A 24,631-nucleotide genomic window follows, 5' to 3' on the forward strand; every position below is an offset into this window, starting at 1 on the left:
TCCGAATTGCGGAGCTTGCGGAGAATTCACCGCAAATCGAAAGGCCAATAATCAGTATTATGGTAAGAGGGTGCGGGACAGGCGGTGGCCGGCGCCGCGCCGGGGCTCAGCCGTCGGCCTCGTTCCGGGCCACCGCATGCAGGAAGCGCAGGGTCGGTTGCAGGAACAGCTTGGGCTTGGACACCGGGAAGAAATGCCCGACATCGGGCACCACCTTCAGCGTCGCCTGCGGGCAGATCCGTGCCAGGCCCCGGGCCGAGGCCAGCGTCGTCGAGCGGCCGCCGACCAGGGTCAGCACCGGCTGTTGCAGGCGGCGCAGATCGGCCCTGTCGAAAGGATCGTCACCCTGGATGTCGGCCACCAGCGAGGCGCGCTCGGTCAGTTCGATCCAGCGCCGCGCCGCCTTGGGGGTGCGGAACAGCAGCGAATGGCGGTAAAGCGCCTTGAGCAGCCCGGCGGCCTCTTCGGGGCCGGCCTCGAGCTGGATGCGGGCGACGAAATTCAGGTAGTCCATGCCGTCGTCGGCCCGGGCCAGGGCCTCGAGGTCGAAGCCGAGCGCCTCGAGGCGGCGGGCGACCCCGGGCGGCACCCGGGGCAGCTTGACGTCGACCGTGGCCTGCAGCGGGCGCACCCGGACATCCACCAGCACCAGGCTGCGCACCCGTTCGGGGTGGCGCAGGGCAAAGAGCAGCGTCACCATGCCGCCGAAGGAATGCGCCACCAGGTCGGCGCGCTCGATGCCGCGATCATCCATCAGCGCCTCGAGATCCTGCGCCATGTCGGTGACCGAATAGCCGCTGTCGGGGCGGGCGCTCTTGCCGTGGCCGCGCAGGTCATAGGCCATGCAGGGCCCCAGGAGCGACAGCGCCGGTGCCCCGGCGGCATACCAGAAGGCCGAGGAGGCGGCGAGCCCGTGCACCAGCACGATCGGCAGCCCCGGCTTGCGGCGCCGCGAGCGCTGCGGCATCTCGACCACGTTGAGCCGGACACCGTTGACTGAAACAAAGCTCATTCGGCCCTCACTTCACCAGCGGGCCGCCCTCTCCCGGGGCCATCCCGCGCGGGCCCCGGTCAGCCCGCCCCGGCCCGGTTCCGGGCCCGGCCGGCATGCTGCCACGGATCAGTCCTCAATGTAACCCAGCAGCCTGAGCTGGGCGAGCATCTCTTCCTTCTGGGCCGCCGAGGCCTCCTCGGCCGGGCGCGGTTTCGCCGCCGCCGGCGCGGTCACCGGCTTGGCTTTCTTCACCGGGTTCTCGGCCCGCCAGTCGGGATCATAGAGGGTGGCCGGGATCTTGCCCTCGAACTCGGCCGGCACCTCGAGCCCCATCGAATGGGCCATGATCGCGGTGGTGTCGACGATCGACATCGCGCGGCCACGGGTGGCGGTGACGCCGGGGCCGGACATGATGAAAATCCCGTCCGGGTGGTGGGTGCCGAAGGGCACCGGGCGGGTGACCACCGAGGGTTTGCGGTTGCGCACCGAGACAAAGCCGTGATCGACCAGTTCCAGGGTCAGGTCCGGGGCCTCGCCCATGGCGGCGCCGGGGAAGGCGTCTTCGCGTTTCAGCACATTGGTGATGACACGGGTGCCGGTCTCGGGGTCCTGCAGCTGCAGCAGATCCTCGATCAGCCGGTCGCGGAAGGCCTCGTAGTGATCGGCGGGCACGCCGTTGGGGCATTTCTCCGACTGGCGGCGGATGACGATACCGTTCGACGAGGGCGTCGGGCAGAAGGCCTGGGTGTCGGTCCAGTCGAGATTGGCGAAATTGGCCATGTCGCGGCGCTTGCCGGCGGCGCTGTCATCGGCGGGGCGCCATTTCAGATGGCCCAGCTCTTCGAGATAGGCGTTGATGCGCACCACGAAGCTGGAGCCGGTGAACCCGTGGTCCGAGACGATGATCACATGCGCCTCGGGGCCGGCGGCCTGCGCCAGCCGGGCGATATAGTCGTCGGCGTCGCGGAAATACTGCACCACCACCTCGCGCACCGCCCGCGCCTCGGGGCTGGCGGTCTCGGGGTTCCAGATCTCGGGGTCGAGGATATGCCAGGCCTGGTGCTGGATCTTGTCGGTGCCATCCAGCATCAGCGCCATCAGGTCGGGGTTGTCCGCCTGCATCAGGTGGCTGGCGATATTGTACCACTGGCGGTCGCGCGGCAGGTGGTTCTCGACCCAGCGCAGCAATTCGCCGTCTTCCATCAGCTCGCCGATCTGCCCCTCGCGTTCGAAATCCCACGACAGCTCCTTGGGGTCGAAACCCGGGATCGCGGCGACACGGTCGAAAAGCGTGCTCGGGTACATGTTGCGGCGCAGGTGTTTCCACGACACGAAGCCGGGGATCAGCGTGCCATTGACCGCCGGCGGCGGCGCCATCATCGGGAAGTTCAGCGAGGCCACGGTCGAACCCTGCTGCGAGGCGATCTCCCACAATGTGTCGACGCGGATGTCGCGGGCATCATAGAGGGTGAAATACATGTCGTCGCCCATGTCCTCGAAGCGCACGAAGTCATAGATGCCATGGGCGCCGGGGGTGCGCCCGGTGGCCACCGTGGTCCAGGCCGGCGGGGTCAGCGGATGCGCGGTCGAGGCCAGGGTGGCCGAGAAGCCGTTTTCAACCATGCCGGCGAGGAAGGGCATCACCACGCCCTCGGGGGCGCTGCCGTCGATAAAGGGCGAAAGAACGGTGAAGGTGGCGCCATCGAGGCCGATCAGCACGGTTTTCGTCATGTCAATTTTCCTGCTTAAATCTGGGGCCTGGCCGGGCTCAGGCGGGGATGGTGCCGGTGGCCAGGAAATCGGCGATCGTGCCGACACCGAGATCGTCGACATAGCGCCCGTCGCGGATCAGCAGTTCCTGGAATCCCGGGCTGCGCTTGCCGAACTCGGTCTCGATGGCGACGATCAGCTGAATGATGTCGATCGAGTCGAACTCCAGATCCGCGACCAGGGTGGTGTCGCGGTCGATGTCGATCTCGACCCCCCAGTCGGCGATGAAATCCTGCAGCGTCGCGATCAGACGGTTTTCAATATCTACAGACTGCAACATCGGTTGCTCCATTTCGTTCACTATCCCATATCGGCCCCGCCGGGGCCGAATTCAACCTCGGACACCGCGCCGGCAATGCGGTTTTGCGGCCCGGGCTGCGCGCGTTTCTTGGAAATTTTTACTCATCTATCCAACTATCTCCCGATAGGCAATCGTACAGACCCCGCCCTCGATCCGGGCCAGCTGCGCCGCCACGCGATGGCCCTCGTGGAGCACCGTCGCCCGGCCGCTGCCGGGGTCGAGATCGCCGAGCACGAAGGCCTGCGGGCGGCCCTGAAGCCCGACCCCGATCGCCTTGGCGGCGGCCTCTTTCAGCGACCACAGCGCCACCGCGGTGGCCGCATCCGGGCGCGGCGCCAGGCGGGCGGCCTCCTCGGGCGACAGGATGGTCTCGAGAAAGCCGCGGGCATCGCGGATGCGGTCGCCGCGCTCGTGGTCGAGCCCGATGGCAAAGCCCGGCGCGCAGGCGGCGCCGAGCCCGGTGGCGCGGTGATGCGAGATCGAGATATGCGGCACCGGCCAGCCGGCCTGCGGGGCGATAAAGGGCGCCCCCTCGGGGCCCTTGCAGATGTCGATCTGGCGCTCGGGCGGCCGTGTCCCCAGATGCGGCGTCAGCATCTCGGCGGCGGCGCGCTTGACCGCCAGCCGGCTCAGGCTCCAGCCCTGCCAGCGTTCGGCCCGGCCGCCGGCCAGCCCCTGTGCCTCGGCCTGTTCGGCGGCGCTGAGATAGGGGGCCATGCTGGCCAGGTCGGGCCGGCCGCGCATCAGGTAGGCGCGGAAATCGAAGGGCAGGTCGAAATAGGGCGCCAGGTCGAGCATCTCGATGCGCAGCGCGCCGCCGGCGCTTGGCCCGGACGCCGGCGCGCCGAGGGCGCCGCGCATGATGCGGTCCTGGCCGGCGAGAAACTGTTCCATCAGGCCGATATGGCCGAGCATGGCGCGGCCGCCCTGCGGCGCTGCCCCCGTGATTCCCCCCGTGACCGGGGCCGGTGCCGCGGCGGCGGCCGGGACCGCCGGGGCGGACGCAGACTGAGGCTGAGGCTGAGAGCCGGTGGCCGAGGGGCTGGCGCCCCCCGGGGCCGCACCGTCGAACAGCGCCTCGCGGACCCCGGAGGCGAAGTCCGGCGGCATGTGCCAGAAGGGCAGTTCGCTGGGCAGCGCCGGGGCCGCGAGATGGGCGGCGCTGGCGGCGCGGCGATGCGCCGCGTCGGGATGTTCCGGCGGCCGGGCCAGCTCGGCGGGGCGCAGGTCGCGGCCGGCGACGAAGACCTGGGCCACCAGGTGGCGCAGCTGGGCGGCAAAGCCGCGGCGCTTGTTGTCGGCGGCTTCCGCCAGATAGTCGCCGGGGCCGAGGATGTCGCCGACGAAGGCGGTGAGATTGGCGCCGGGGCCGCATTCGATGAAGATCCGGTGGCCGTCCTCGTAGAGGTTGCGGATCGCCTCGGTGAAACGCACCTTGCTGACATATTGGCTGACCGCGGTCTCGATCATCTCCTCGCGCCCGCTCGGGAAGGGCTGCGCGGTGGCGCAGGACCAGAGCGTGACCGGGCTGTCCTGATGCGGGATGTCGGTGAACAGGGCGCGGAACCGTTCCGCCATCGGGCGCACGAATTCGGTGTGATAGCCCCAGGAGATCGGCAGCCGGGTGCAGATCGCCCCCTCGGCCACCACCTGTTTCTGCAGCGCGTCGATATCGCTGGCGGTGCCGAAGAGAATCGCCTGGTTGGGGCAGTTGTCCATGGTGAAATGGACATCGGGGAACTGGGCGTGGATCTCTTCGAGCCGGTCGCGGCCGAGGGCGGCGACGGTCAGCAGCACCCCGTTGGGCACCGCGCCGTCGGCGGCGATCGCGTCGAAGGCGAGGTTCATGTCGCCGATCAGGCTCAGCACCCCGGCGCGGTCGATGGCCATCTTGCCCGAGGCCACAAGGGCGGCGTTCTCGCCGGTCGAATGGCCAAGCATCGACTCCGGCTCGATGCCGACATGGCGCAGGGTCTCGCAGATCGCCTGATCCGCGGCAAAGACCATTTCCGATCCGTAGTCCACCTGATGCATCAGCCCGTCAAGCATCCGATCCGTCTCGTCCGTCACCATGTTGTCGGGCGGGTAGATGACATCCTGCAGGCGGATGTCCCGCCGCCCTTCCGAGATCGAGGCGATATCCCCGAACCAGCTGCGCATCGCCGGAATGCCCTGGGCGGCCTCTTTCAGCATATCCCGGTACTGGGCCATTTCGCCGGGGAATAGGAAGGCGATTTTCCCCGCCAGCGGCGCCGGCCGGTAATAGATCCCGCCCCGGGTGCGCAGCGGCGCCGCCCCGGGGGTCTCGAGCTTCTGCAGCGCGGTGGCGATCTTCTTCTCCAGATCGCCGGGGGCGCTGGCGACGATGGCCAGCCGCGCCGGACCGCCGCCGGCCTCTGCGAGCGCCTCCCAAAGCGCCGCCGAGGCGGCGGCGAAACCCGCCGCCTGGGGGATCTCGAAAGCCGCCAGCCGCGCCCGCAGCGCCGCCTGGTCGGCGCCGGCAAAGGCAAAGACCTGTTCGCCCGTCTCGGCGCCCGGCGCCGGGCGGAAGAAGGCCGCGGTGGCATCGCGTTCGCGCCCGGCCGGGCTTTCCTCGAGGATCAGATGGGCGTTGATGCCGCCGAAGCCGAAGGCGTTGATCGCGGCCCGGCGCGGCTGGCCGCTGCTCTGGATCCAGGGCCGGGCCTCCTCGGCGACATAGAAGGGGGTGGTCTCGAGCCCCGAGGCGGCGCTGACCTCGCCGGCCAGGGTCGGCGGCAGCACCCGGTTCTGCAGCGCCATCGCCATCTTGATCACCGAGGCCGAGCCGGCGGCGGGGATGCAATGGCCGATCATCGATTTCACCGAGCCGATCGCCACTTTCGGCACCGGACCCTGGCGTTCGCCGAAGACCGCGCGCAGGGCGTCGACCTCGACCTTCTCGCCCAGGGTGATGCCGGTGCCATGGGCCTCGACCAGTCCGATCGTCGCCGGGTCGATGCCCGAGCCCTCATAGGCCCGGCGCACCGCCAGTTCGGCGCCCTCGCGGCGCGGCGCCATCAGCCCGGTGCTCTTGCCGTCCGAGGACTGGCCCGAGCCCTTGACCACCGCATGGATGCGATCGCCGGCGGCCAGCGCGTCCGACAGCCGTTTCAGCACCACGATGCCGGCGCCCTCGCCCAGCACCGTGCCCGAGCCCTCGCGGCCGAAGGGGCGGATCAGCCCGTCGCGGGCCAGGGCGTTGACGCTGCAGAACACCGCGTAGACCAGCGGCGAGGTGGTGGTGTTGACCCCCCCGGCCAGCATCACGTCGGCATTGCCCGAGCGCAATTCGTTCATCGCCAGGTCGATGGTGATCAGCGACGAGGCGCAGGCGGCGTCGATGATGTAGTTCGGCCCCATCAGATCCAGCCGGTTGGCAATGCGCCCGGTGAGGATATTGGGGATCAGCCCCGGCACCGCGTCGGGGGCGATCTTGGGCAGCGCGTTCTGGAACATCTCCACCGCCGCCTCGATGCGCGCCCCGGCAAGTTCGGGGAACAGCCCGGCCAGGATCTCGCGCATCTGCGGCTCGAACCAGAACTGCTGGATGCCGTTGGTATTGGCGCGATGGGCATGCACCGCCATGCCGAGGATCACCCCGGTGCGGCTGCCGTCGAACTTGCCCGGGGTCATGCCGGCATCGACCAGCGCGTCATGGGCCAGTTTCAGGGCCAGGAACTGGTCCGGCTGGGCGCCCTCGACCGACAGCGGCATGGTGCCGAAGGCGCGGGCATCGAACCGCCCCAGGTCGCCGAGAAAGCCGCCCTTGCGGGTATAGATCTTGCTGATGTCGGTGCTTTCGGGATCGTAGATCGCGCCATTGCCCAGCCAGCCCTCGGGGCTGTCGGTGACCGCGTCGACCCTGTTCAGGATATTGGACCAGAACACGTCGATATCGGGCGCCTTGGGGTAGAGCCCCGCCATGCCGACAATGGCAATATCCTCAAGTCCACTCATCATGCACCTACTCTTTGACTCTCGGGGCTGATGCCGCCCTGCCAGCCGCCGGAAAGACGGTTGAGCTGCGGCGAGGACAGGCCCGCGAACTGTTCGAAATGGCAGACCAGCGCGCCGCTGCCGTCATAAAGGCGGAGGTCGCAGAGGATATTGGAATCCTCCGCGCCGCTGAGGATCTGCACCCTGCCGGTATAGGGGCCGGTATCGGGGCCGGTGTCGGGGCCGCCGGCAAAGCGGCGCACCCGGGCAAAGGACAGCGGCAGCGTCGAGGCGCCCTGGAAGCGGCGCGACCAGATCCAGACCAGCTGCAGCAGCCCGTCGATCAGGCTGGGGTCGAAAGCCCAGCTGCCCTCCTCGCCATGGGGCACGAAGGCGGCGCGGGCGGTGGGCCGCAGCCGCGCCTGGATGGCCTGCGCCTCGCAGCCCTCCAGCGCCACCAGCGACTGGAAGCGCGGCCCGTGGCTGAGCCAGCCGGCATAGATCGCGCCCAGGCCGGGCCCGTCCCAGGGGGTGGTCACCGGCTGCAGCGGCTGATCGGCCGGCGCCGGCGCCAGCTCGCCAAGCTGGATCGTGGCGCGATAGGCCACCCGGTCGGGCCGGTGCGCGCTGCGCACGGTGACCCTGCGGCCGCCATCCTCGCCGGCGTCTTCCAGTTCGAAATGCAGGTCCCGGGCGCCATGTTCCAGCGTGATGCCGTTCAGCATCGCCATGTCGCGGATCTCGATCACCGGCTGCGTCAGGCCGAAGATGCGCGGCACCTCGGTCATCATCTGCATCATCGCCGCATAGGGCAGCACCCCGTGACCGTCAAAACGGTGATGGTCGACATAGGGCGCATTGACCGCGTCAAAGCGCCAGATCACCTCGCATTTGCCGTTCTCGCGCTTCACCGCCCGCGACAAGAGCGGCAGGCCGGCGCCGACCCGGGTCTGCTCGGGGCGCTCGGGCAGCGCGCAGACCGCGTCCTCCATGGTTTCGCCATCGGCCACCCAGCCGACGCTTTCCACTTCGCGCGCCGGGGCCCAGAACATCTCCTTGAAGAAGAAATCGGCGCCGGGGCCGGCCTCGACCATGCCGATGCCGCGGGCCAGGAACTGCGCCCGCACATCCGGGGTCACCATGCCGGCGCCGGTGGTGGTCTGGCCCCAGGGGCCCCAGTTGATCGCCTTCACCGTGACATGGTCCCAGCGCCGCCTGAGATCCCAGGCCAGGCGGTTCAGCGTCTCATTGGCCGCCGCATAATCGATCTGGCCGCGGTTGCCGTAGCGCCCCGCGACCGAGGTGAAGAAACAGATGGCCTGCAGGGTCTCGGGGCGCAGGTTCTTCACCAGGTGGAAGGCGGCGTCGACCTTGGTGTCGAAGACCCGGTCGAAGCTTTCCGGGCTCTTCTTCTCCATGAAGCCGTCCTCGATCAGCCCGGCGCCATGCACCAGCATGTCGATGCGGCCATGGCGCGCGTAAAGCCCCTCCATCAGCGCCCCCACGGCCGCGCCGTCGCAGACATCGACCGCGTGGTATTCCACCGATGCGCCAAGCGCCGCCAGATCCGCCAGGTTGCGGCTCATGTCGCGCTGGCCGAGATGGCGGTTGACCCTTGCCTCGATGTCCCTCGGCTTGGGCCTGTCGCCGGCGGCCTTGGCCTCGGCCAGGTAATGCGCCCGCAGCCCCGCCACATCGAGATCGCGCAGCTCGGGCGCCTCGGGCGCCGGCGCCGGCGAGCGGCCCAGAAGCACCAGCCGCGGGTTGTAGGGCGCCAGGGTGCGCAGGCATTCGGCGGTGATGCCGCGGGCGCCGCCGGTGGCCAGCACCACCCAGTCGCCATCGACCATCGGGCGCGGCGCGCGCGCCGGCGCCATCGAGCGCGGCTCGGTGCGGAAGATCATGCGCTGCCCCTCGGGGTAGCCGACCTCGCGCCGCCCGGGCTGGAAACAGAGCTCGCGCACCAGCTGGCCGGCGCGCGCCTCGGGGCTCTGGGTCACGTCGAGATCGACCGCCTTGGACGAGCAGCCCGGCCATTCCAGCGAGAGCACCTTGACGATGCCCACCGTGCCGCCGCCGGCAAAACCCGCCCGCAGGCCCGGATCGGCGGTCTCGTTGCGGCCCATCAGCCCGCCCATCTGGGTGGCGACGACGATCCGCCCGCGGTCCTTGAGGTCCGGCGCCAGCGCCTGGGCCAGGCGGAACAGACCCTTGGAAATGCGCCGGTGCAGCGCCTGCCAGGCCGCGAAATCCACCGCCTGGGCGCTGACATCGTCGCGCGCTTCGAGATAGATCAGCGCCTCCGGCGCCTTCTCTGCCCGCCTCTCGGCCAGCCAGGCGCCGAGCGCCGGCATCGCATCGGCGCCCATCATGTTGCGGGGCAGCAGCACCCCTTCCATCCCGGCCTCGCTCAGGGCCCCGAGGACCGCCAGGTGGAAATCGTCACGGGTTTCCGTCACCAGCACCCGGGCGCCGGGCGCCAGGTCGGGGGTGACGTGATCGGCAGGCTCGGCAAAAGCCTGCTGTACGAACCGGGGAAGCACCACAGGAGCATGGTCGTCCGCCTCCCCGGCCAGGTCAAAAGGGCGCGCTTCTCCCGCCTCTGCCGGCGCCGGGGCTGCGGCGCCGTCACCGCCGGCGGCGACCACGAACTCGATGATGTTGCGGATCGTCGGCAGCTCGCTGATGGTTTCCATCTCGGCCTGCATCGCCTCGGCCTTGGCCTGCGGCAGCACCTTCTGCAGCGCGCCGAGGATTTCCATGCGCTTGATCGAATCGACGCCGAGATCGGCCTCGAGATCCTGATCGGGGTCCAGCGCATCCTCGGGATAGCCGGTCTTTTCCGAAACCAGGGTGATGAAGGCGGCGATCAGCCCCTCTTCCGAGACCTCCGCCGCGGCCGCCGGGGCCGGTGCGGGCGCCGGAGCAGGAGCAGGAGCAGCGGCCGGCGCCGGGGCTGCCACGGCAGCGGGGGCCGGTGCCGGTGCAGGGGCCGGTGCGGCGGCCGGTGCAGGGGCCGGTGCGGGCGCCGGTGCGGGCTGCGGCGTCGGCATGGCAACCGGCGCGGCCACCTGTGCGGCCACCTGTGCGGCGGCCATGGCCTCGGCGGCGGGCTGCGCCGGCAGGGCGGCGCCCTCCTGGCCGAGATAGGCCAGCATGACGTTTTCCTGCACCCGCAGGAAATCACTCATCATCTGGTGGAAATTCGCAAGAACCTCGGGGCTCCCGGCCCCGTGATCGAACTGCGGAAAGTGTTTTGGTCGTATCTCCATAAACTCCAATGTCCTTGCAGTTGAGGGTGACGTGCCCGAGGCAGCGGGCACAGGAAGGGTTTGCTCGGTTCCGGGGGCCAGCCCCGTCAGCCCCGTCAAACCGGTCAGGCCGGTCAGGCCGGTCAGGCGCGCGGGGGCGCTGGCCCTGACGTTGCGCGGCGGCTGGTCGGCGCGGCGCGCATAGCCGCCGTTGAGCAGCCAGAGCTGGCGCGCCGGGGCCGGCAGTTTGCGCGGCTCGGGCGCCGCCATACCCTCGGTGAGGGCGGCGAAATCCACCGGCGCCCCGGCGACAAACAGCGCCAGGAGCCCGTCGAGCAGCCCGGCGGCGCTGCCGCCCGAACGGTCCAGCGCGATATAGCGCGCCGCCTCGGGCCCGAGAATCTCGGAAAGCCGGCTCGAAAGCACCGATTTCGGCCCCACTTCGACAAAGACCGTGGCCCCCTGATCGGCCATGGACCGGGCCATGCCGACGAAATCCACCGGGCTCACCAGATGCGCGCTCATGGTCTCGCGCATCGCCTTCAGGGTCTTGCCATGCACCCCGCCCCGGGTGTTGGAATAGACCGGGATCCGCGGTTTCTGCCAGCTGACGCCGGCCAGCGCCCGGTCGAAATCATCGCGCGCCCCATGCATCAGCGGCGAATGGAAGGCCTGGCTGACCGGCACCCGGCGCACATCGAGCCCGGCCTCGCTCAGCGCCGCCATCGCCGCCTCGACCGCATCCGCGGCGCCGGCGATCACGGTCTGCGAGGGGCTGTTGAAATTGACCGCCGTGACGCCTTCCATGCCCTTGATCGCGGCCTCGGTGGCGGCGCGGTCGGCGGCCACCGCCGCCATGGCGCCGGGACGCGCGGGGTCGCCGTTCGACACCATCGCCCGGCCGCGGGCCTCGGAAAGGCGAATCAGATCCTCATAGCCCAGCACCCCGGCGACATGCAGGGCGACGAACTCGCCATAGCTGTGCCCGGCGACCATGTCCGGCGTCACATTGAGCTTGGCCAGGAGCGCGGTCAGCGCCGATTCCACCGCCCCCAGCGCCGGCTGGGTGATCTGGGTCTCGGTCAGCGCCGCCATCTGCGCCTGTTTCTGCGCCCGCTCGAAAGCCGCGCCCGGATACAGCAGCTGCGCCAGCCGCCTGTCGGCAAAGCTGGGGGTGTCGGCCAGCACCGTCTCGGCGCGGTCGAACCGGTCCAGCATCACCGGATCCAGCAGCGCGCCCTCGCGCATCATGCCGGGATATTGCGAGCCCTGGCCGGGATAGACGAAGGCCAGCTTGCCGCCCGTCAACAGCTCGGGCGCGGCCGAGAAATGCACCCCGCGCGGCAGGGCGGCGCCGGTTGCCAGATGCGCCAGCAGCCCTTCGAGCCTTTCCAGCGCCTGGGCCAGCGTGTCGGCCAGGAAACCGGCCCGCACCGGGGCCACCGGGGCACCGGTGGTCGCGGTGGTCGACATCCCGGCGGCGCGCATCGCCAGCGCCCTGGGGGTCGAGACCTCGCCCGCGGTCAGCGCCGCGATCAGCCGCGCGATCTCGGCCTGCAGGGCCTCTGTGCTCTCGGCGGCCAGCGCCAGCGGCACCGCGGCGCGGCCCAGCTCGACCTTGGCCGGTTCGGCCAGCGGGTCGGCATATTCCTCGAGCGTGACGTGGAAATTGGTGCCGCCAAAACCGAAGGAGCTGACCCCGGCGCGGCGTTTCAGGCCCGGCCGGGCGATCCAGGGCCGCGGCGCCTGGCTGATGAACAGCGGCATGCCCTCGGTGGCAAAGGCCGGGTTCGGGGTCTTGACCAGCGCATGGGGGGGCAGCACCTTGTGATGCAGCCCCAGAGCCACTTTGATCAGACCCGAAACCCCGGCCGAGGCCTTGGTATGGCCGATCAGCGTCTTCACCGAGCCGATGGCGGCCGAGCCGGCGGCGGCGCCCTCTTCGAACAGCACGTCCGACACGGTCTCCAGCTCGGCCCGGTCGCCGGCCACGGTGCCGGTGCCATGGGCCTCGAAGAGATCGACCGTGGTCGGCGCATAGCCGGCCTGGCCATAGGCGCGGCGCAGGGCGCGTTTCTGGCCCTTGGGCAGGGGCGCGGTCAGCCCCTTGGCGCGGCCGTCCGACGAGGCGCCGACACCCTTGATGACGGCATAGATGCGGTCGCCCGCCGCCTCGGCATCGGCCAGCCGCTTGAGGCCGATGGCGGCCAGACCCTCGGAGATCACGATACCGTCGGCATCGACGTCGAAAGTGTTGCACATGCCGCGCGGCGACAGCGCCCCGGTCTTGGCGAAACACATATAGCCAAAGGGCGATTGCTGGGTGTCGATACCGCCCGCCACCACCATGTCGGCGCGGCCGCTCTCGAGCTCCATCACCCCCTGGTAGATCGCCGCCAGCGACGAGGCACAGGCCGCGTCCACGGTGACATTGGTGCCGCCGAAATCAAAGCGGTTGGCGACCCGCCCGGCCGAGACATTGGGCAGGGTGCCGGCGAAACTGTCCTCGGTCCATTCCGGCAGGCGGGCCAGCAGCTCCTCGGGCAGATCGGCGCCCAGCAGCCGCAGCAGCTCGGTGCGCGCCACATAGGCGCCGCCCATCTCGCCGATGCCCCCGGAAAAGCCCAGCATCACCGAGACCCGCGCCCGATCGCCGCTGTCCTCGGCGCCGAGCGAGATATCCTTCATCACATCCGAGACCAGCTCCAGCGACAGCAGCTGCATCGGGTCCACCGAGCCCAGGGTCGAGGGCGGGATGCCATAGGCCAGCGGATCGAATTCCACATCCTCGAGGAAGCCGCCCCAGCGCGAATAGCTGCGGTCCCGCGCATTGCGGTCGGCGTCGAAATAGGCCTCCTGGTCCCAGCGGTCCTCGGGCACTTCGCGGATCGCGCTTTCGCCAGAGAGAATGCGCCGCCAATAGGCCGCCAGCGTGTCCGAGCCGGGCAACAGCGTGCCCATGCCGACAATGGCGATATCCGCCGGCGGCGGTGCCGGTTCGGCGGCCACGGCGGGCAGGGGTCTGGCAAATGCCTGCAAATGCGCCACCGATCCGGCCGAGACCCTGTCGTGCAGCTCACCGATGGTGATCGCCTGGTCATGAAAGGCGGCGACCTGGCCGATCATATACATGCCTTCGCGATAGCGCTGCTCTTGGTCGATCTCGGTGATCGGGCTGCCGGCGCCGAGCCGGGCAATGCCCTTGGAGGCCATGCGCAGACGGCCCAGCGAGATCGCCTCGATGGCATGGCGCACCTCGGTCACCGAGGCGCCACCGGCTTCCATCTCGCGGCGCTTGTGGCGGATCTCCTCGGCGATCGGCGTATGGGCGCAGCGGTTGGCATAGCCCGGCCCTTCCCAGAGCGACTGGGTGCTGTCGCAGTCCAGCGCCACGCTCTGATACTCGGGCAGGATGGCGCCCGAGGCGACGATTTCGCGGGTAAAGAGATAGCCGGTGCCCATCAGAACGCCGATCTTCACCCCCTTCTGCGCCAGCGGCTCGCCAAGGGTGGCCACCATCGCCGCCGAGGCCGCATCATGGATGCCGCCGGCAAAGACGATCTGCACTTTCGAGCCCTGCTTGTCGATCACCGGGTGATCGAGCAGCGCCTCGACGATCGCGCCCCAGAGCACGAAGCTGGTCAGCGGGCCGATATGGCCGCCGCATTCGCGGCCCTCGATGACGAAACGGCGCATGCCGTCGTCGAGGTTGCCGCAGATCAGGCTCACCGTCGAGGCATGGACGAAGGTGCGGATGCCCATATCCTCGAACTTGGCCACCTGATCCGGGCGGCCCCCGGCGATGATGGCGAAATCCGGCCGCACCCGGTCGACGGCGGCGAACTGCGGCTCCAGCACCTCCTTGGGGGCAAAGCCCAGCATGCCCACGCCCCAGGGCATGCCCTGCATCTGATCGCGGGTCCCGGCCAGCAGCGTTTCGACATCCGGCCCCTTCAAGAGCGACAGCGCCGCCATCGGCAGCGCCCCGCCGGCGCCGACATGGCGCGAGAAATCCGAGACTTCCGAGACCCGGGTCATCGGCCCCTGGACGATCGGATAGCGGGTGCCGAACAGCGCGGCCAGCGGGCCGTTCTCGGCCAGCGCCCGGCGGGCGGCGGCGGCCCCCGGCAGATCGGCCACGGCGGCGGCGATGGCGCCCATGACACGGCCCAGGGTGGCATATTTGCGCGCCAGCGGCCCGGCCAGGGCCAGCCCCATGCCGCCGGGCCTGATCTCGGCCGCGGCCTGCCAGGAGAAGGTCTCGGCGATCTCGGCCATCAGCGGCAGGCAGGGGTCCTCCCCGCCCGTCTCACCGCCGCGCGCGCCGGCGCTCTCACCGGCCTCATCCTGCGCCGCGCGCAGCCGCTGCACCAGCGCATCGGCCTGGCGCGCGCCCGGCCCGCCGAGGCCGCGCAGGTAATAATCCCCGCTCGGGTGTTCGACCTGCAGGGTTTCCGAGCCCGACAGGCGCTCGATGCGCTTGCGCAGGCTCGCATCCGCCAGCCCGGTCTCGGCCAGCAGCATGATCTCGTCGCCCAGCACCACGCCCGCCGCGCCGCCGACCCGCGCCGCCGCCGCCGTGGCCGGGGTCACCCCGCCCATCACGTAGAGCGGCAGATCGCTGGCCCGGGCAAAGCCCTGCAACAGCACGAAGGCGGTCTGTTCGCTGACCAGCCCGCCACATTCATGACCCTTCAGCACATAGCCGTCGATCTCGGGCGCCAGCGCCAGGCTGCGGTCGTCGCACTGGAGGGCGACCGCCAGCAGCCTCACCCCCTGCCGGCGCAGTTTCCGGGCCTCGGCGCGGGCCGCATGCAGCACCTCGACCGGGGCCAGCACGGTGGTCATCGCGGTGGTCAGCGCGGTGGTCAGCGCCGGCGATTTCAGCCCGGCAAGGGCCTTCAGATCGGCGGCGGCGGCGGCAAGCACGCCAAGCCGCGACACGCCGACCGCGACCGCCGCCGCGATCTCTGCCCCCATCTCTGCCGCGCCCGTCCCGGCGCCCGGCTGCAGCAGCCCCAGGCCACCGGCGCGCTCGGCGGCGCGCAGCAGGCGGCGGCCGTCCAGCCCCCGCGGCACCAGCACGAGACAGTCCAGAACCGGACAGTCCGAGGCCAAACGGTCGCCGCCGCCGGACGGCGCCCCGGCAATGGCTTGTGGTTGCGAAACACCCATGATTCTCAATACTCCCCGAGACACCCTTCTCCCGGCATCGCGCCACGGGCCGCCCGGCCCGCGGCAGCGCGCGGCCGCTAGCCGCGCTTGCCGCGCACGCTCTTGGCGATGCTCAGATCATAGACCTTGTCGGTGCGCCGGCTCAGGGTCTGCAGCCGCTCGATGCTGACCCCGGCAATCGCCGGATCCTTGTCGTCCTTGGGCTGCAGGTATTTGATCAGCTGCGCCGCCACCTTGCTGCCGCTGCTGTCGGTCTTGCCGGCGCGCTGGTTCAGCAGATCCATCATCCGCACCACGCCGGCCTGGCTGAAGGGGGTGTCGGGCACCATGCCCTGGCTGTCGGCCGGGGTGTTGACCAGCACCGCGCGCAGCTTCAGCGTGAACTGCATCAGCCGGTCCTTCTTGCCCTTGTCGGCATCCGACAGGCGGCCCTTGAGTTTCGACTTGAAATTCGACGACCCTTCGGCCGCATCCCGGTTCTGATCTTTCACTTTTTCCACCATCTTTCACAAAGCTCCACTTTCCTCGACGGGCGCGGCGTTTCCTCCCCTGGCCGACCCCTCTTCACAAATGTCTGGCGACATGAACAGCATAATGAACAGCATATTCGAAAGTTGCAAAATACCTCAAACAACATTCAATCTGCGTCGGAAGGCGTTAACCTCCCGATACATATCGATATTTACAATCTCCAGCCATCGTTCCGCGTCATAGGACACTATACATTCGTTAATAAAAATTGCCACATCATTTGCGCTGGCGACAGCGCCGGTGCAAAGGGTGGTCCTGCCGTATCGTTTGATTTCTATTGGTGACATTTTTCAGGCACAACACGAGAGGGGAAGTTTCCCTGATGGGCGTCAAGAATACCACAGTCGGCCGCGCCGCAAAGGCCGGTCCGCGATGACGCGGCAGGGCGCCAGCCGGCCCTATACCTGGGTCTGGTTCAACCCGACGCGGCTGTTCCGCTTCCTTGCCGACGGCCTGGCGCCGCTGCGCTGGATGGTCTGGCTGATCTGGCCCTGCGCCCTCTTTGCCGGCCTCGCCGCCGCCTTCAGCTGGTACGAGATGCTGGCCCATGTCGAGCGGGTGATGTTCCAGCTGAGCTTCTGGCAGAGCATGGTGGCCAGCATGCTGAGCAGCAACCTGGCCAGCAAGCTGGCCCTCGGCATCGTGCTGGGCCATTTCCGCGGCGATCCGCAGGAATTCGGCGTCACCCTGCGCTTCGGGCTGATCCCGCGCTTTTACGTCGACCGCAGCCCGATCCGCAAACTGCCGCTGGCGCAGCGCCGCAGCTGCTATGCCGCCACCCTGCTGGCCAAGGTGGTGCTGTTTGCCGTCGGCATGCTGGGCTGGGCCATCGTCCGGCGCAGCGGCAGCGGCGCCGCCGAGGTGCTGCTGGCGCTCGGCATCACCGGCTTCGGCTCCTTCGTCTTCGTCGCCAACCCGCTGCTGCCGCTCGACGGCAGCAACTGGCTCTGCGCCCGGCTCGGCCGGCCGACGCTGCACCGCGACAGCTTCCGCCTGACCTACATGCTGGCGACGCGCCGCCCCGCCCCCGACGGGCTGACCCCGCGCCTGAAGCGGGTGATGGTGCTCTATGCGCTGGCCTCGATCGTCTTCACGGCGGTGCTGCTCTATTCGGTCCTGTCGGTGGTGGCGGGCACGCTCGAGGCGCAGTTCCAGGGCGCCGGGGTGCTGATCTTCTGCTTCGTGCTGGCCGCGGCGATCCACTTCCTGGTCAGCCGCAGGAACTGGCGCCAGCCGGCCCGCACCGGCTGAACCGGCGGGCGGGAACACGGGCGGGAACACGGGCGAGGAGACAGGCAAGAAGACGGGCAAGAAGACGGGTAAAAATGCGTCATCGCGGCGAAAGCGCCGCCAGGCGGTTACACCAGGCAGGACAAATGCGATATAGTGGCCCGAAAGCCGTAGAGGCGGCACCGGGCAGTCCGCATCCGGGCGGGTCTTTGCAAGCAGGCTCTTCCCGGCGCGACATCAAGTGAACGAGACAGACATGACTTCAAGCGATCATCGTCGCAGTGCCAAGGCGCAGCCCCCCGGCAGGCGGGGCCGCAAATCCCCCCGCGCGGCCAATGCCGACCCGCTGCGCGAGGCGACGCCGGCGACACCATCGCCAAGCCCCGCCGAACAGGCGGCGGCCGAGAGCGCCGCCGACCAGGCGGCCGAGGACATGCTCGAGGCGCTGCTGGCCCTCGACGCCGAAGACGCGGAGATCGACGACCTCTCCTCGGCGCTCGAGGATCTGCTGGCCCCCGAGGCCCCCGAGAGCGGCCCCGACAGCGGGACAGAGACAGGGACAGAGACCGGGGCAGAGACCGACAGCGGGGCAGAGACCGAAACAGTGACCGGGAAGGCCGCGCCGCCGGACACTACCGGCGACACCGGGGCTGACACCGGGGCCGAAACCGTGGCCGAAACCGGGGCCGACACCGCCGCCGGAACCGGGGATGCGGCCGGAGATGCAGCCGGGGCCGAAACCAAACCCGAGACAGGGGAAGAAACCGGGGCAGCAACCGGGGCAGCAACCGGGGCCGAAAGCAAGGCCGACCGCCCGTCGGGCCGCGCCAAGGGCAGCCCGGCCGGCAGCCCCCCGCCCCCGGCCCTGCGCGCCGAGCCCGCGACACCGGCGCGGCGGCGCAAGAAGAAGAAAGCCGATCTTCCCGACCGGCCGCGGCAGAGCGCCCCCGACCGGGCCCGCGACGATCTCGACCGGGTGCTGCGCGTCGAGGCCCGCAGCGGCGGCGCCCGCGGCTCGTGGTTCCGGCGCCTGTTCTGGCTGGCGGTGCTGGGGCTGCTGATCTTCGCCCTCACCCGCCCCTATGCGATGGAGGTCGGCGGCGAATTCATCATCCAGCCGCTGGACCGGGCCGAGGTGCGCGCCCGCACCGACGGCGAGATCGTCCAGGTCGATGTCGAAGAGGGCGACTGGGTCGAGGCCGGCGCGGTGCTGGCGGTGCTGTCGAACTGGGACGAGAAACGCGACGTCGCGGTGCGCCAGGCCGAGATCACCCGCCTCGAGGTCGAGCTCGACGCCCTGATCGAGGGCCCCAAGCCAAGCGAGATCGCGGTCGCCGAACAGCGGGTCGCCACCGCCAAGATCCAGCTCGAGATCGCCGCCACCGCGCTCGAGCGCCAGGAACAGCTGCTCGAGGCCGGGGTGATCTCGGACTCGCGGGTCGAGGATGCCCGCGCCAACCACCGGCTCGCCGCCGCCAGGGTGGCCGAGCAGGAATCCAGCCTCGCCCTGGTCAGCGAACAGGCGACACCGCAGGAAATTGCCTCGGCCCAGGCCGAGATCGCGCGCAACCTCGAGGACCTGAGGTTCGCCGAGCTGAAGCTGGAACAGACCTATGTGCGGGCCACGGTCAGCGGCCAGGTGGTCAGCACCATGACCGAGGTGCCGATCGGCACCTACCTGCCCGAGGGCGGGCTGTTCGCCGAGCTCGAGGACAACCGCACCGTGATCGCCATGATCGAGGTGCCCGAGACCTCGATCGAGGACGTGCGGGTCGATGCCCGGGTCGAGATGCGGCTGTGGTCGGACACCGGCACCAGTGTCTACGGCAGCGTCAAACGCCTGGCGCCGCGCGCCGAAGAGCGTGATTTCGGCCGCGTGGTGCGGGTCCATGTCGAGGTGCCCAACCCCGATGGCAAGCTGAATGCCAATATGACCGGACAGGCCAAGATCGACGCCGGGGTCTTCCCGGCCTGGGTGGTGTTCACCCGGCTCATCGTGCGTTTCTTCGACGTCGAGGTCTGGTCCTGGGTGCCGTAAAGGCGGCAGGCGGCGGCCTCCGGGCCGCCGCCCGGCGCGTTACAGACCGTTCACCAGATCGTCGAACCAGGGCTCGCCGGTGGCGGTCTCATCGCCGCCGCCTGCCTTGCCGGTCTTGCCGGCGCCGGCCTTGGCACCACCGCCGGCCTGGGCGCGGCCGCGCAGCATGGCGCCCAGCCCCTTGCCCGCGCCCTGCCCGGCCGCGCCTTTGCCACCCTGACCCAGCGCGCCAAGCAGCCGCCGGCGCTTTTCGGGGTCCATGTTCTGCACCACATCCAGCAGTTTCTTGGCCATGTCGTGGCGCGGCGCCGCCGGGTCCTGGGCCTGGGTGCGGATGAACTGCAGCAGCATCTTGGCCTTGCGCTCGTCGATGCCGCCCTCGGGCGTCGAGAGCGCCTTGCGCAGCTTCTGGACGATCGGGTTCTGGGCCCGCCCGCCGGCAGCCGCCGGGGCGGCCGGGGCGGCCTGTGCAGGGGCCGGAGCCTCTGCCGCCGGGGCCGGTTCCGCCGGCTGCTGCCTGGCGTGGCGCGCCTGCATCGCCTTCAGCCGGTCGAGCCGCTTCTTTGCATCATCCGAGCCTTTTTGATCGCTCATCTCTCATTCTCCAGATTTGTGGAACGGGGCCCGCCCCCTGCCGGGGCCGGGCGCGAACTAGCCGAAGGGCCCCAGCGCCGGGGCGCCGTGGGGCGCCGGGTCCTGGCACAGCGAGATCCTGAGCCCGCTGCCCTCGCCCAGATCGACCTCGGCCCCCTGCCGCGCCGCGCGCTGGCGCAGCACCCCGTGGTCGTCGGTGCCGATCACCAGCCCGTGCTCGGTCGGCACCAGCGCCCGGATGCCGACCGCGAAAGGGTCGTCGAACCCGTCGGTGGTGATCGGGGTGAATGTTTCGCCGTCGGTCGAGGCCCAGAGGTGGAAGCCGCCGCGCGGCGCCGCGTCGCTGCCCATCAGGAAACGGTAGATGCCCCAGTGGTGGGTGGCGACGATCAGGGTGCCGTTGAACACCGCCATGCGCCAGATCACCGAATTGGCGGCATCGTCGAACCCCGGCATCATCCCCGACAGCGGCACCTGCAGGCCGCTGTCCGAGAACCGCGGCTCGCCCATCACCACCTCGAAGGACCCGTCCGGCCACAGGCGGACCAGCTCGGCGGCGGCGGGGCCGATGTCATGCGCCCGGTCGCGGCCCAGCCCGGGCAGCCCGGTGCCGATATAGAGCGCGCCGTTGAAGGGCACCATCGAGGCGACGCTGGCATTGAGCGAGAAGCGCCCGGCGCCGCGCGCCAGCACCCGCTCCCATTTGAAGGGCGGCTTGCCCTCGGCGCGGGTGCGCCAGATCTCGAAGCCGCGGGTCGGGTTGCCGGTGCCGGCATAAAGATAATCCCCCAGCGGCGCCAGCTGGAACACCACCCCGTTGCGGCTGTCGCCGAAGCCCGGCGCGCTGGCCCGCTGCCAGCCGCCCCTGGCCGGGTCGTCGCTGGTGAAGATGGTCGGCTCGATGGTGCCGTTGCGATCCAGCTTGCCCTCGGAAATCGAGCCGATCGGGGTGGTGAAGAGCCGCCCCTTGAAGGGCACCAGGGCGCGGAAGGACAGCAGCCGGCTGTCCCCCAGACCGGGCTCGGAGACCACCTCGAAGTTCTCGCCATCGGCGCTGCGCAGGATCAGCCCGCCCCAGTTGGAAATGGTGCTGACATAAAGCGCCGGCGCCGGGTCCGAGGCGCCCTGAAACACGCACATGCCGCGAAAGCCGCGCTCGCGCGGCACCCCTTCGGGGGCCACCACCCGGCGGCCGCCGCCGGGGCGCAGGATATCGGCGGCAAAGGCGCGCTCGTCGGCCGGGCGCAGCGGCGAGCGGTGCACCTCCTGCCAGTCGCCGGCGGCGAAATCATAGCTCAGGATGCGCGCCGCGTCCTCGGGGCCCTCGCCATTGGGGTGGGTGACCCCGAGATAGAGCCGGTCGCGGAAGACGGCGCAGCTGTGGGCGACGCGGCTGCGCGGGTTGCCGATGCCATGATCGCCGATGATTTCAAGTGTGGTCGGATCCAGCATCACGCATACCCCAGCTGGCGCGCGATCTTCAGCGTGCGCGGTTTGAAGGCCCGCCCGTCGACCCCGTCGGCGACCGCTTCGATCTCGATCGGGCGCGGGGTGAAGGCGGGCGATTTGAGGAAATTGGGATCATTGCCATAGCGCGCCGCCTCGGGGCCGAGGCAGGCATAGGGCGAGCGTTCCGGGTGCAGCATGGCCGCCATGGCCTCGGCGTCGCTGCGGATGCCCAGCCATTCGCAGAGCTGCGGCGCATAGCGGTCGAACTGGCCCAGAAAGGCCTCGCCCTGCAGCGTCAGGCATTGGCCCGGGGCGCAGCGCTTGCGGAACTCGAGCACGTTGTTGTTGCATTTCAGCCAGACCTGCTCGGCGTCGACCCGGCGGCTCAGCGACTTGCCGGTCTCGGCGTCGATGGCCGCGTTCAGCCGGTCGATCGAGCGGCAGACCGCCGCCGGCTGGCGCACGACATGCAGGAACTGGGCCTCGGGGCGCATCCGGTACAGGCGCTCCAGCATCGCCGGCGCGCGCACCAGCACCGGGCTCTTGTCGATGATCCGGCGCGGCGCCACCTCGGCCTCGATCCAGTCCAGCATCCGCCGCGTCGACCAGTCGCGCCGGGCCGCGATCCAGGCCTCGGCCTCGGCCACCGTGTCGTCATTGGTGGCGCCGCTCCTGAGCTGGGCCACGCTGCGGATCAGCCCGTGCAGCCCGTGCGGGCGGCGCTGGTAGAAATCCATCATGCCGCCGATATCCTCGGCCACCGCGAGGTTGATCTCGGGCAGGCCGTAGAGCTCGGGGTGTTCGCCCAGCATCGCGCAGATCAGCGAGGAATAGGAGCGCATGGTACAGAGAATGAAAACCGACATCACAGGCTCCGTGTCTGCTGGGAACGGGGGGGCCGCCCCGGGGCGGCGGCATCTCGGGCGGGGGCACGGGGTCTGCTCAGCACGGTGCCGCACCCCGGTGGGGTCGCATGGCACGGGCGATCATGGCCGCTTGTCGACAGGGGTCTTCTCGCAATCTCTTCCAGGCCCAATCCGGGCGCAGGTCCGATGCGACCCGTGAACACCCTGCTTCAATACAATCCCCGGCCACCCTACTCCAATACGCTTGTCATGTTCAATCCGGCTGTGCACAAGAATGCCGGGGCGCGCGGCAGGGGATCGCCGGGGGATTGCCGGGGGATTGCGCGCTTGCCGAAATCCGCCCGCCGGGGCATAGTCCGGTTCGAGATTGACCACCCGAACCGCCGCCGATCACGACAGGCCACAACGGGCCACAACAGGCCAGAATGGGCCAGAATGGGCCCGGTGCCGCGCCCGCCCGCGCCGCCGCACCCCTTTTCAGGAGATTTCATTTGTCCAGCACGCCCCCCCCCATCATCATCCTCGGCACCGGCCGCTCCTTCACCTCGGTGATCTGCTGCATGATCGGCGAACACCCCGACCTGATCGGCCTGCCGGAAACCAATATCTTCCGCGACGACACGCTGGGCGCGATGCTGAAACGCTTCGGCCGCGGCCCCAACCGCCGCCGCCTGGCCGGCCTGCTGCGCAGCATCGCCCATTTCCACGAGGGCGCGCAGACCGACGAGACCATCGCCGCCGCCGAGGAATTCCTCGAGGCCCGCGCCGACTGGTCCTACCGCGAGATCGCCCATTACCTCGCCGAACAGGCAGCGCCGCAGGGCATCGTCGAGAAAAGCATCTCGACCTGCCGCGACACCACCACCCTGAACCGGGTCCGCGAGGCCTGGCCCGATGCCTATTACCTGCATATCACCCGCCAGCCCGAAAGCATCATGAACTCGATGCAGAACCGCATCGACGACGCCCTGGAAAAGGGCAAGGGCAAGAAATACGGCCGGATGATGGAGAAGTTCAGCCTCGACGAATACTACCTGCGCTTCACCAGCACCATCCTCGACTTCATGGAGACCCTGCCCCAGGGCCGCTGCATGAACCTGCATGGCGAAGAGTTCCTCACCGATGCCGCCCCCTACCTGCGGCAGATCTGCGAATGGACCGGTCTCGATGCCGATGACGCGATCATCGAGGGCATGATGCACCCCGAGAACAACCCCTTCGCCCATCGCGGCCCCGACAATGCCCATGGCGGCCTCTCCGGCTCCTTCATCGAGAACCCGAAATATTCCGGCAAGCCGGTGGTGGCCAAGCCGATCTCCTTCGACACCAGCTCGCCGGGCGCCAGCGGCTATCGCGACACCATCGCCCGGCTCGGCTACCAGCTCGGCTACAGGTAACCGAACAGGCGCGCCATCTGCCGGGTCTCATTGTCGAAGCCGGCCGCCTCCCAGCCCCGCGCCGCGGCCTCGGCATCGGCGGTGTCGAACAGCCGCGCCAGCTCCGGGTCGGCGACCAGTTCCGGGTCGACCCCATAGGGGCTCGGCTCGGGGCCCCTGCGGGCAAAATCCGCCGGCCGGCCGGGATCGGTGAGCGCCTCCCCCGCGCCCGCCGCCCCGTCAGGCGCGGCCAGGCCGAGCCACGCCAGCACCCCGTCCAGCAGCGCCCCGGGCGCCGCGGCCAGCGCCTCCTGGCGCAGCCGGATCCAGGCCCCGGCCGGGCGCTCCTGCAGGAAGGCGTGGATCGCGAGATGCGGTTTCAGCCACAGCGCCTCGCTGCGGCTCTGCGCCGCCTCGGGGCCGTCGAAACAGGCGCCGGGATGGCGCAGGAAATGGATATAGCGCGCCTCGGGGTAAAGCGCCGCCAGACGCGCCAGCGCGCCGGCGTCCACCGGGTAGAGAAAGCTCGCGTCGACCAGCCGGCGCGGCGCCGCGGCGGCGCAGAGGGCGGCGAAGATCTCGCCGCTCGGCGCCTGCCGCCGCGCCGCCAGCCAGGCCTGCGCCCGGGCGGCGTTCTCGGGGCTCTCGCCGCCGAAGACCAGCCCGGCCACGGCGCGGATCAGCCCGTGGTCGACAAAGCGCATCCGCCCCTCCCAGCGCGCGCTCAGCGCCGCCGGGCTGTCGGCGCAGAGCAGCTGGGTGGCCGGCAGGTTCTGCAGCTGCGCATGGCGGCCGAGACAGGCGGCAAGATGCCCCCCCAGCCCCAGCGGCGGGGCCAGCACGAAAATCGGCGCCGGGGGCGCGGCGGCGTTCTGTTTACCGGCACTATGCTGGCTCATCTTGGGCTCCCCACCAGACCTGAACGCCGCCGAATTCCGCGCTCTTGCCGCTCGAGGCGGTGCCGAGGAACAGCCCGACCGGCGAGGGCTGCAGGAAGCGCGCGCCGCCGGTCTCGGGATTGGCTTCGAACCCGTCGCCGGTGACCAGCTGCCAGTCGATGCCGTCGCGGCTGCGCCACAGCGGAAAGCCGCCCTCATAG

14 protein-coding genes are annotated in these 24,631 nt (G+C 69.9%); 3 read left to right on the forward strand and 11 right to left on the reverse strand.

The features are described 5' to 3' along the window. Positions 1–106 precede the first annotated feature (106 nt). The 6 genes from ABZD10_RS00605 to ABZD10_RS00630 form a co-directional block, all read right to left on the reverse strand. A complete protein-coding gene (locus tag ABZD10_RS00605; protein ID WP_372884159.1) occupies positions 107–1,012 on the reverse strand; it encodes an alpha/beta fold hydrolase in 906 nt (301 codons plus the stop codon). A gap of 108 nt (positions 1,013–1,120) precedes the next feature. Further along, positions 1,121–2,725 (reverse strand): alkaline phosphatase family protein, encoded by a 1,605-nt coding sequence (locus ABZD10_RS00610; protein ID WP_372884160.1) that lies wholly within the window; start codon positions 2,723–2,725, stop codon positions 1,121–1,123. Positions 2,726–2,762: 37 nt separating this feature from the next. After that, positions 2,763–3,044 carry an acyl carrier protein gene (locus ABZD10_RS00615; protein ID WP_372884161.1) on the reverse strand — a complete coding sequence of 94 codons (282 nt, stop codon included), beginning with the start codon at positions 3,042–3,044 and terminating at the stop codon, positions 2,763–2,765. Between the two features lie 126 nt (positions 3,045–3,170). After that, positions 3,171–7,046, reverse strand: a complete 3,876-nt coding sequence (locus ABZD10_RS00620) for a type I polyketide synthase (RefSeq protein ID WP_372884162.1) — start codon at positions 7,044–7,046, stop codon at positions 3,171–3,173. Then, positions 7,043–15,448 carry an SDR family NAD(P)-dependent oxidoreductase gene (locus ABZD10_RS00625; protein WP_372884163.1) on the reverse strand — a complete coding sequence of 2,802 codons (8,406 nt, stop codon included), beginning with the start codon at positions 15,446–15,448 and terminating at the stop codon, positions 7,043–7,045. Before ABZD10_RS00625 ends, ABZD10_RS00620 begins: the two co-directional genes overlap by 4 nt. Positions 15,449–15,525: 77 nt before the next feature. Next, entirely contained in the window at positions 15,526–15,939 is a 414-nt protein-coding gene (locus ABZD10_RS00630) for a hypothetical protein (RefSeq protein ID WP_372884164.1), read from the reverse strand. Between the two features lie 412 nt (positions 15,940–16,351). On the opposite strand from ABZD10_RS00630, the gene ABZD10_RS00635 reads away from it, so the two are divergent. Beyond that, positions 16,352–17,230, forward strand: coding sequence for a hypothetical protein (locus ABZD10_RS00635; RefSeq protein ID WP_372884165.1), 879 nt, complete (start codon positions 16,352–16,354; stop codon positions 17,228–17,230). Positions 17,231–17,465: 235 nt separating this feature from the next. Then, complete coding sequence (locus tag ABZD10_RS00640; protein ID WP_372884166.1) at positions 17,466–19,247, forward strand: HlyD family secretion protein; 1,782 nt, start codon at positions 17,466–17,468, stop codon at positions 19,245–19,247. Positions 19,248–19,286: 39 nt separating this feature from the next. Here the strand turns inward: ABZD10_RS00640 and ABZD10_RS00645 are convergent, their stop codons facing one another. From ABZD10_RS00645 to ABZD10_RS00655, 3 genes are read right to left on the reverse strand one after another with little or no spacing between them, the layout of a single operon-like run. Next, positions 19,287–19,841: a hypothetical protein gene (locus ABZD10_RS00645; protein WP_372884167.1), complete on the reverse strand. Its 555-nt coding sequence runs from the start codon at positions 19,839–19,841 to the stop codon at positions 19,287–19,289. 57 nt (positions 19,842–19,898) lie between these two features. Next, positions 19,899–21,293 (reverse strand): hypothetical protein, encoded by a 1,395-nt coding sequence (locus ABZD10_RS00650; RefSeq protein ID WP_372884168.1) that lies wholly within the window; start codon positions 21,291–21,293, stop codon positions 19,899–19,901. Next, complete coding sequence (locus ABZD10_RS00655; RefSeq protein ID WP_372884169.1) at positions 21,293–22,156, reverse strand: sulfotransferase; 864 nt, start codon at positions 22,154–22,156, stop codon at positions 21,293–21,295. The genes ABZD10_RS00650 and ABZD10_RS00655 overlap by 1 nt, the downstream gene beginning before the upstream one ends. A 491-nt stretch (positions 22,157–22,647) precedes the next feature. Between ABZD10_RS00655 and ABZD10_RS00660 the strand changes: the two genes are divergently transcribed. Then, a complete protein-coding gene (locus ABZD10_RS00660; RefSeq protein ID WP_372884170.1) occupies positions 22,648–23,553 on the forward strand; it encodes a sulfotransferase in 906 nt (301 codons plus the stop codon). Here ABZD10_RS00660 and ABZD10_RS00665 read toward each other — a convergent pair. Further along, positions 23,544–24,431 (reverse strand): sulfotransferase, encoded by an 888-nt coding sequence (locus ABZD10_RS00665; protein ID WP_372884171.1) that lies wholly within the window; start codon positions 24,429–24,431, stop codon positions 23,544–23,546. The two genes, ABZD10_RS00660 and ABZD10_RS00665, sit on opposite strands and share 10 nt — an antisense overlap. Beyond that, positions 24,418–24,631 (reverse strand): hypothetical protein (locus tag ABZD10_RS00670; RefSeq protein ID WP_372884172.1); only part of this gene is annotated, 214 nt, incomplete at its 5' end. The genes ABZD10_RS00670 and ABZD10_RS00665, both read right to left, overlap by 14 nt.

The sequence above is a fragment of the Shimia sp. genome, from assembly GCF_041624275.1.
Taxonomy (GTDB): domain Bacteria; phylum Pseudomonadota; class Alphaproteobacteria; order Rhodobacterales; family Rhodobacteraceae; genus Shimia.

Bases quoted from the DNA above. Each gene is read 5' to 3' on its own strand.
- ABZD10_RS00605 (WP_372884159.1), bottom strand. From the start codon at position 1,012: ATGAGCTTTGTTTCAGTCAACGGTGTCCGGCTCAACGTGGTCGAGATG.
- ABZD10_RS00610 (WP_372884160.1), bottom strand. From the start codon at position 2,725: ATGACGAAAACCGTGCTGATCGGCCTCGATGGCGCCACCTTCACCGTT.
- ABZD10_RS00615 (WP_372884161.1), bottom strand. From the start codon at position 3,044: ATGTTGCAGTCTGTAGATATTGAAAACCGTCTGATCGCGACGCTGCAG.
- ABZD10_RS00620 (WP_372884162.1), bottom strand. From the start codon at position 7,046: ATGATGAGTGGACTTGAGGATATTGCCATTGTCGGCATGGCGGGGCTC.
- ABZD10_RS00625 (WP_372884163.1), bottom strand. From the start codon at position 15,448: ATGGGTGTTTCGCAACCACAAGCCATTGCCGGGGCGCCGTCCGGCGGC.
- ABZD10_RS00635 (WP_372884165.1), top strand. From the start codon at position 16,352: ATGACGCGGCAGGGCGCCAGCCGGCCCTATACCTGGGTCTGGTTCAAC.
- ABZD10_RS00640 (WP_372884166.1), top strand. From the start codon at position 17,466: ATGACTTCAAGCGATCATCGTCGCAGTGCCAAGGCGCAGCCCCCCGGC.
- ABZD10_RS00645 (WP_372884167.1), bottom strand. From the start codon at position 19,841: ATGAGCGATCAAAAAGGCTCGGATGATGCAAAGAAGCGGCTCGACCGG.
- ABZD10_RS00650 (WP_372884168.1), bottom strand. From the start codon at position 21,293: ATGCTGGATCCGACCACACTTGAAATCATCGGCGATCATGGCATCGGC.
- ABZD10_RS00655 (WP_372884169.1), bottom strand. From the start codon at position 22,156: ATGTCGGTTTTCATTCTCTGTACCATGCGCTCCTATTCCTCGCTGATC.
- ABZD10_RS00665 (WP_372884171.1), bottom strand. From the start codon at position 24,431: ATGAGCCAGCATAGTGCCGGTAAACAGAACGCCGCCGCGCCCCCGGCG.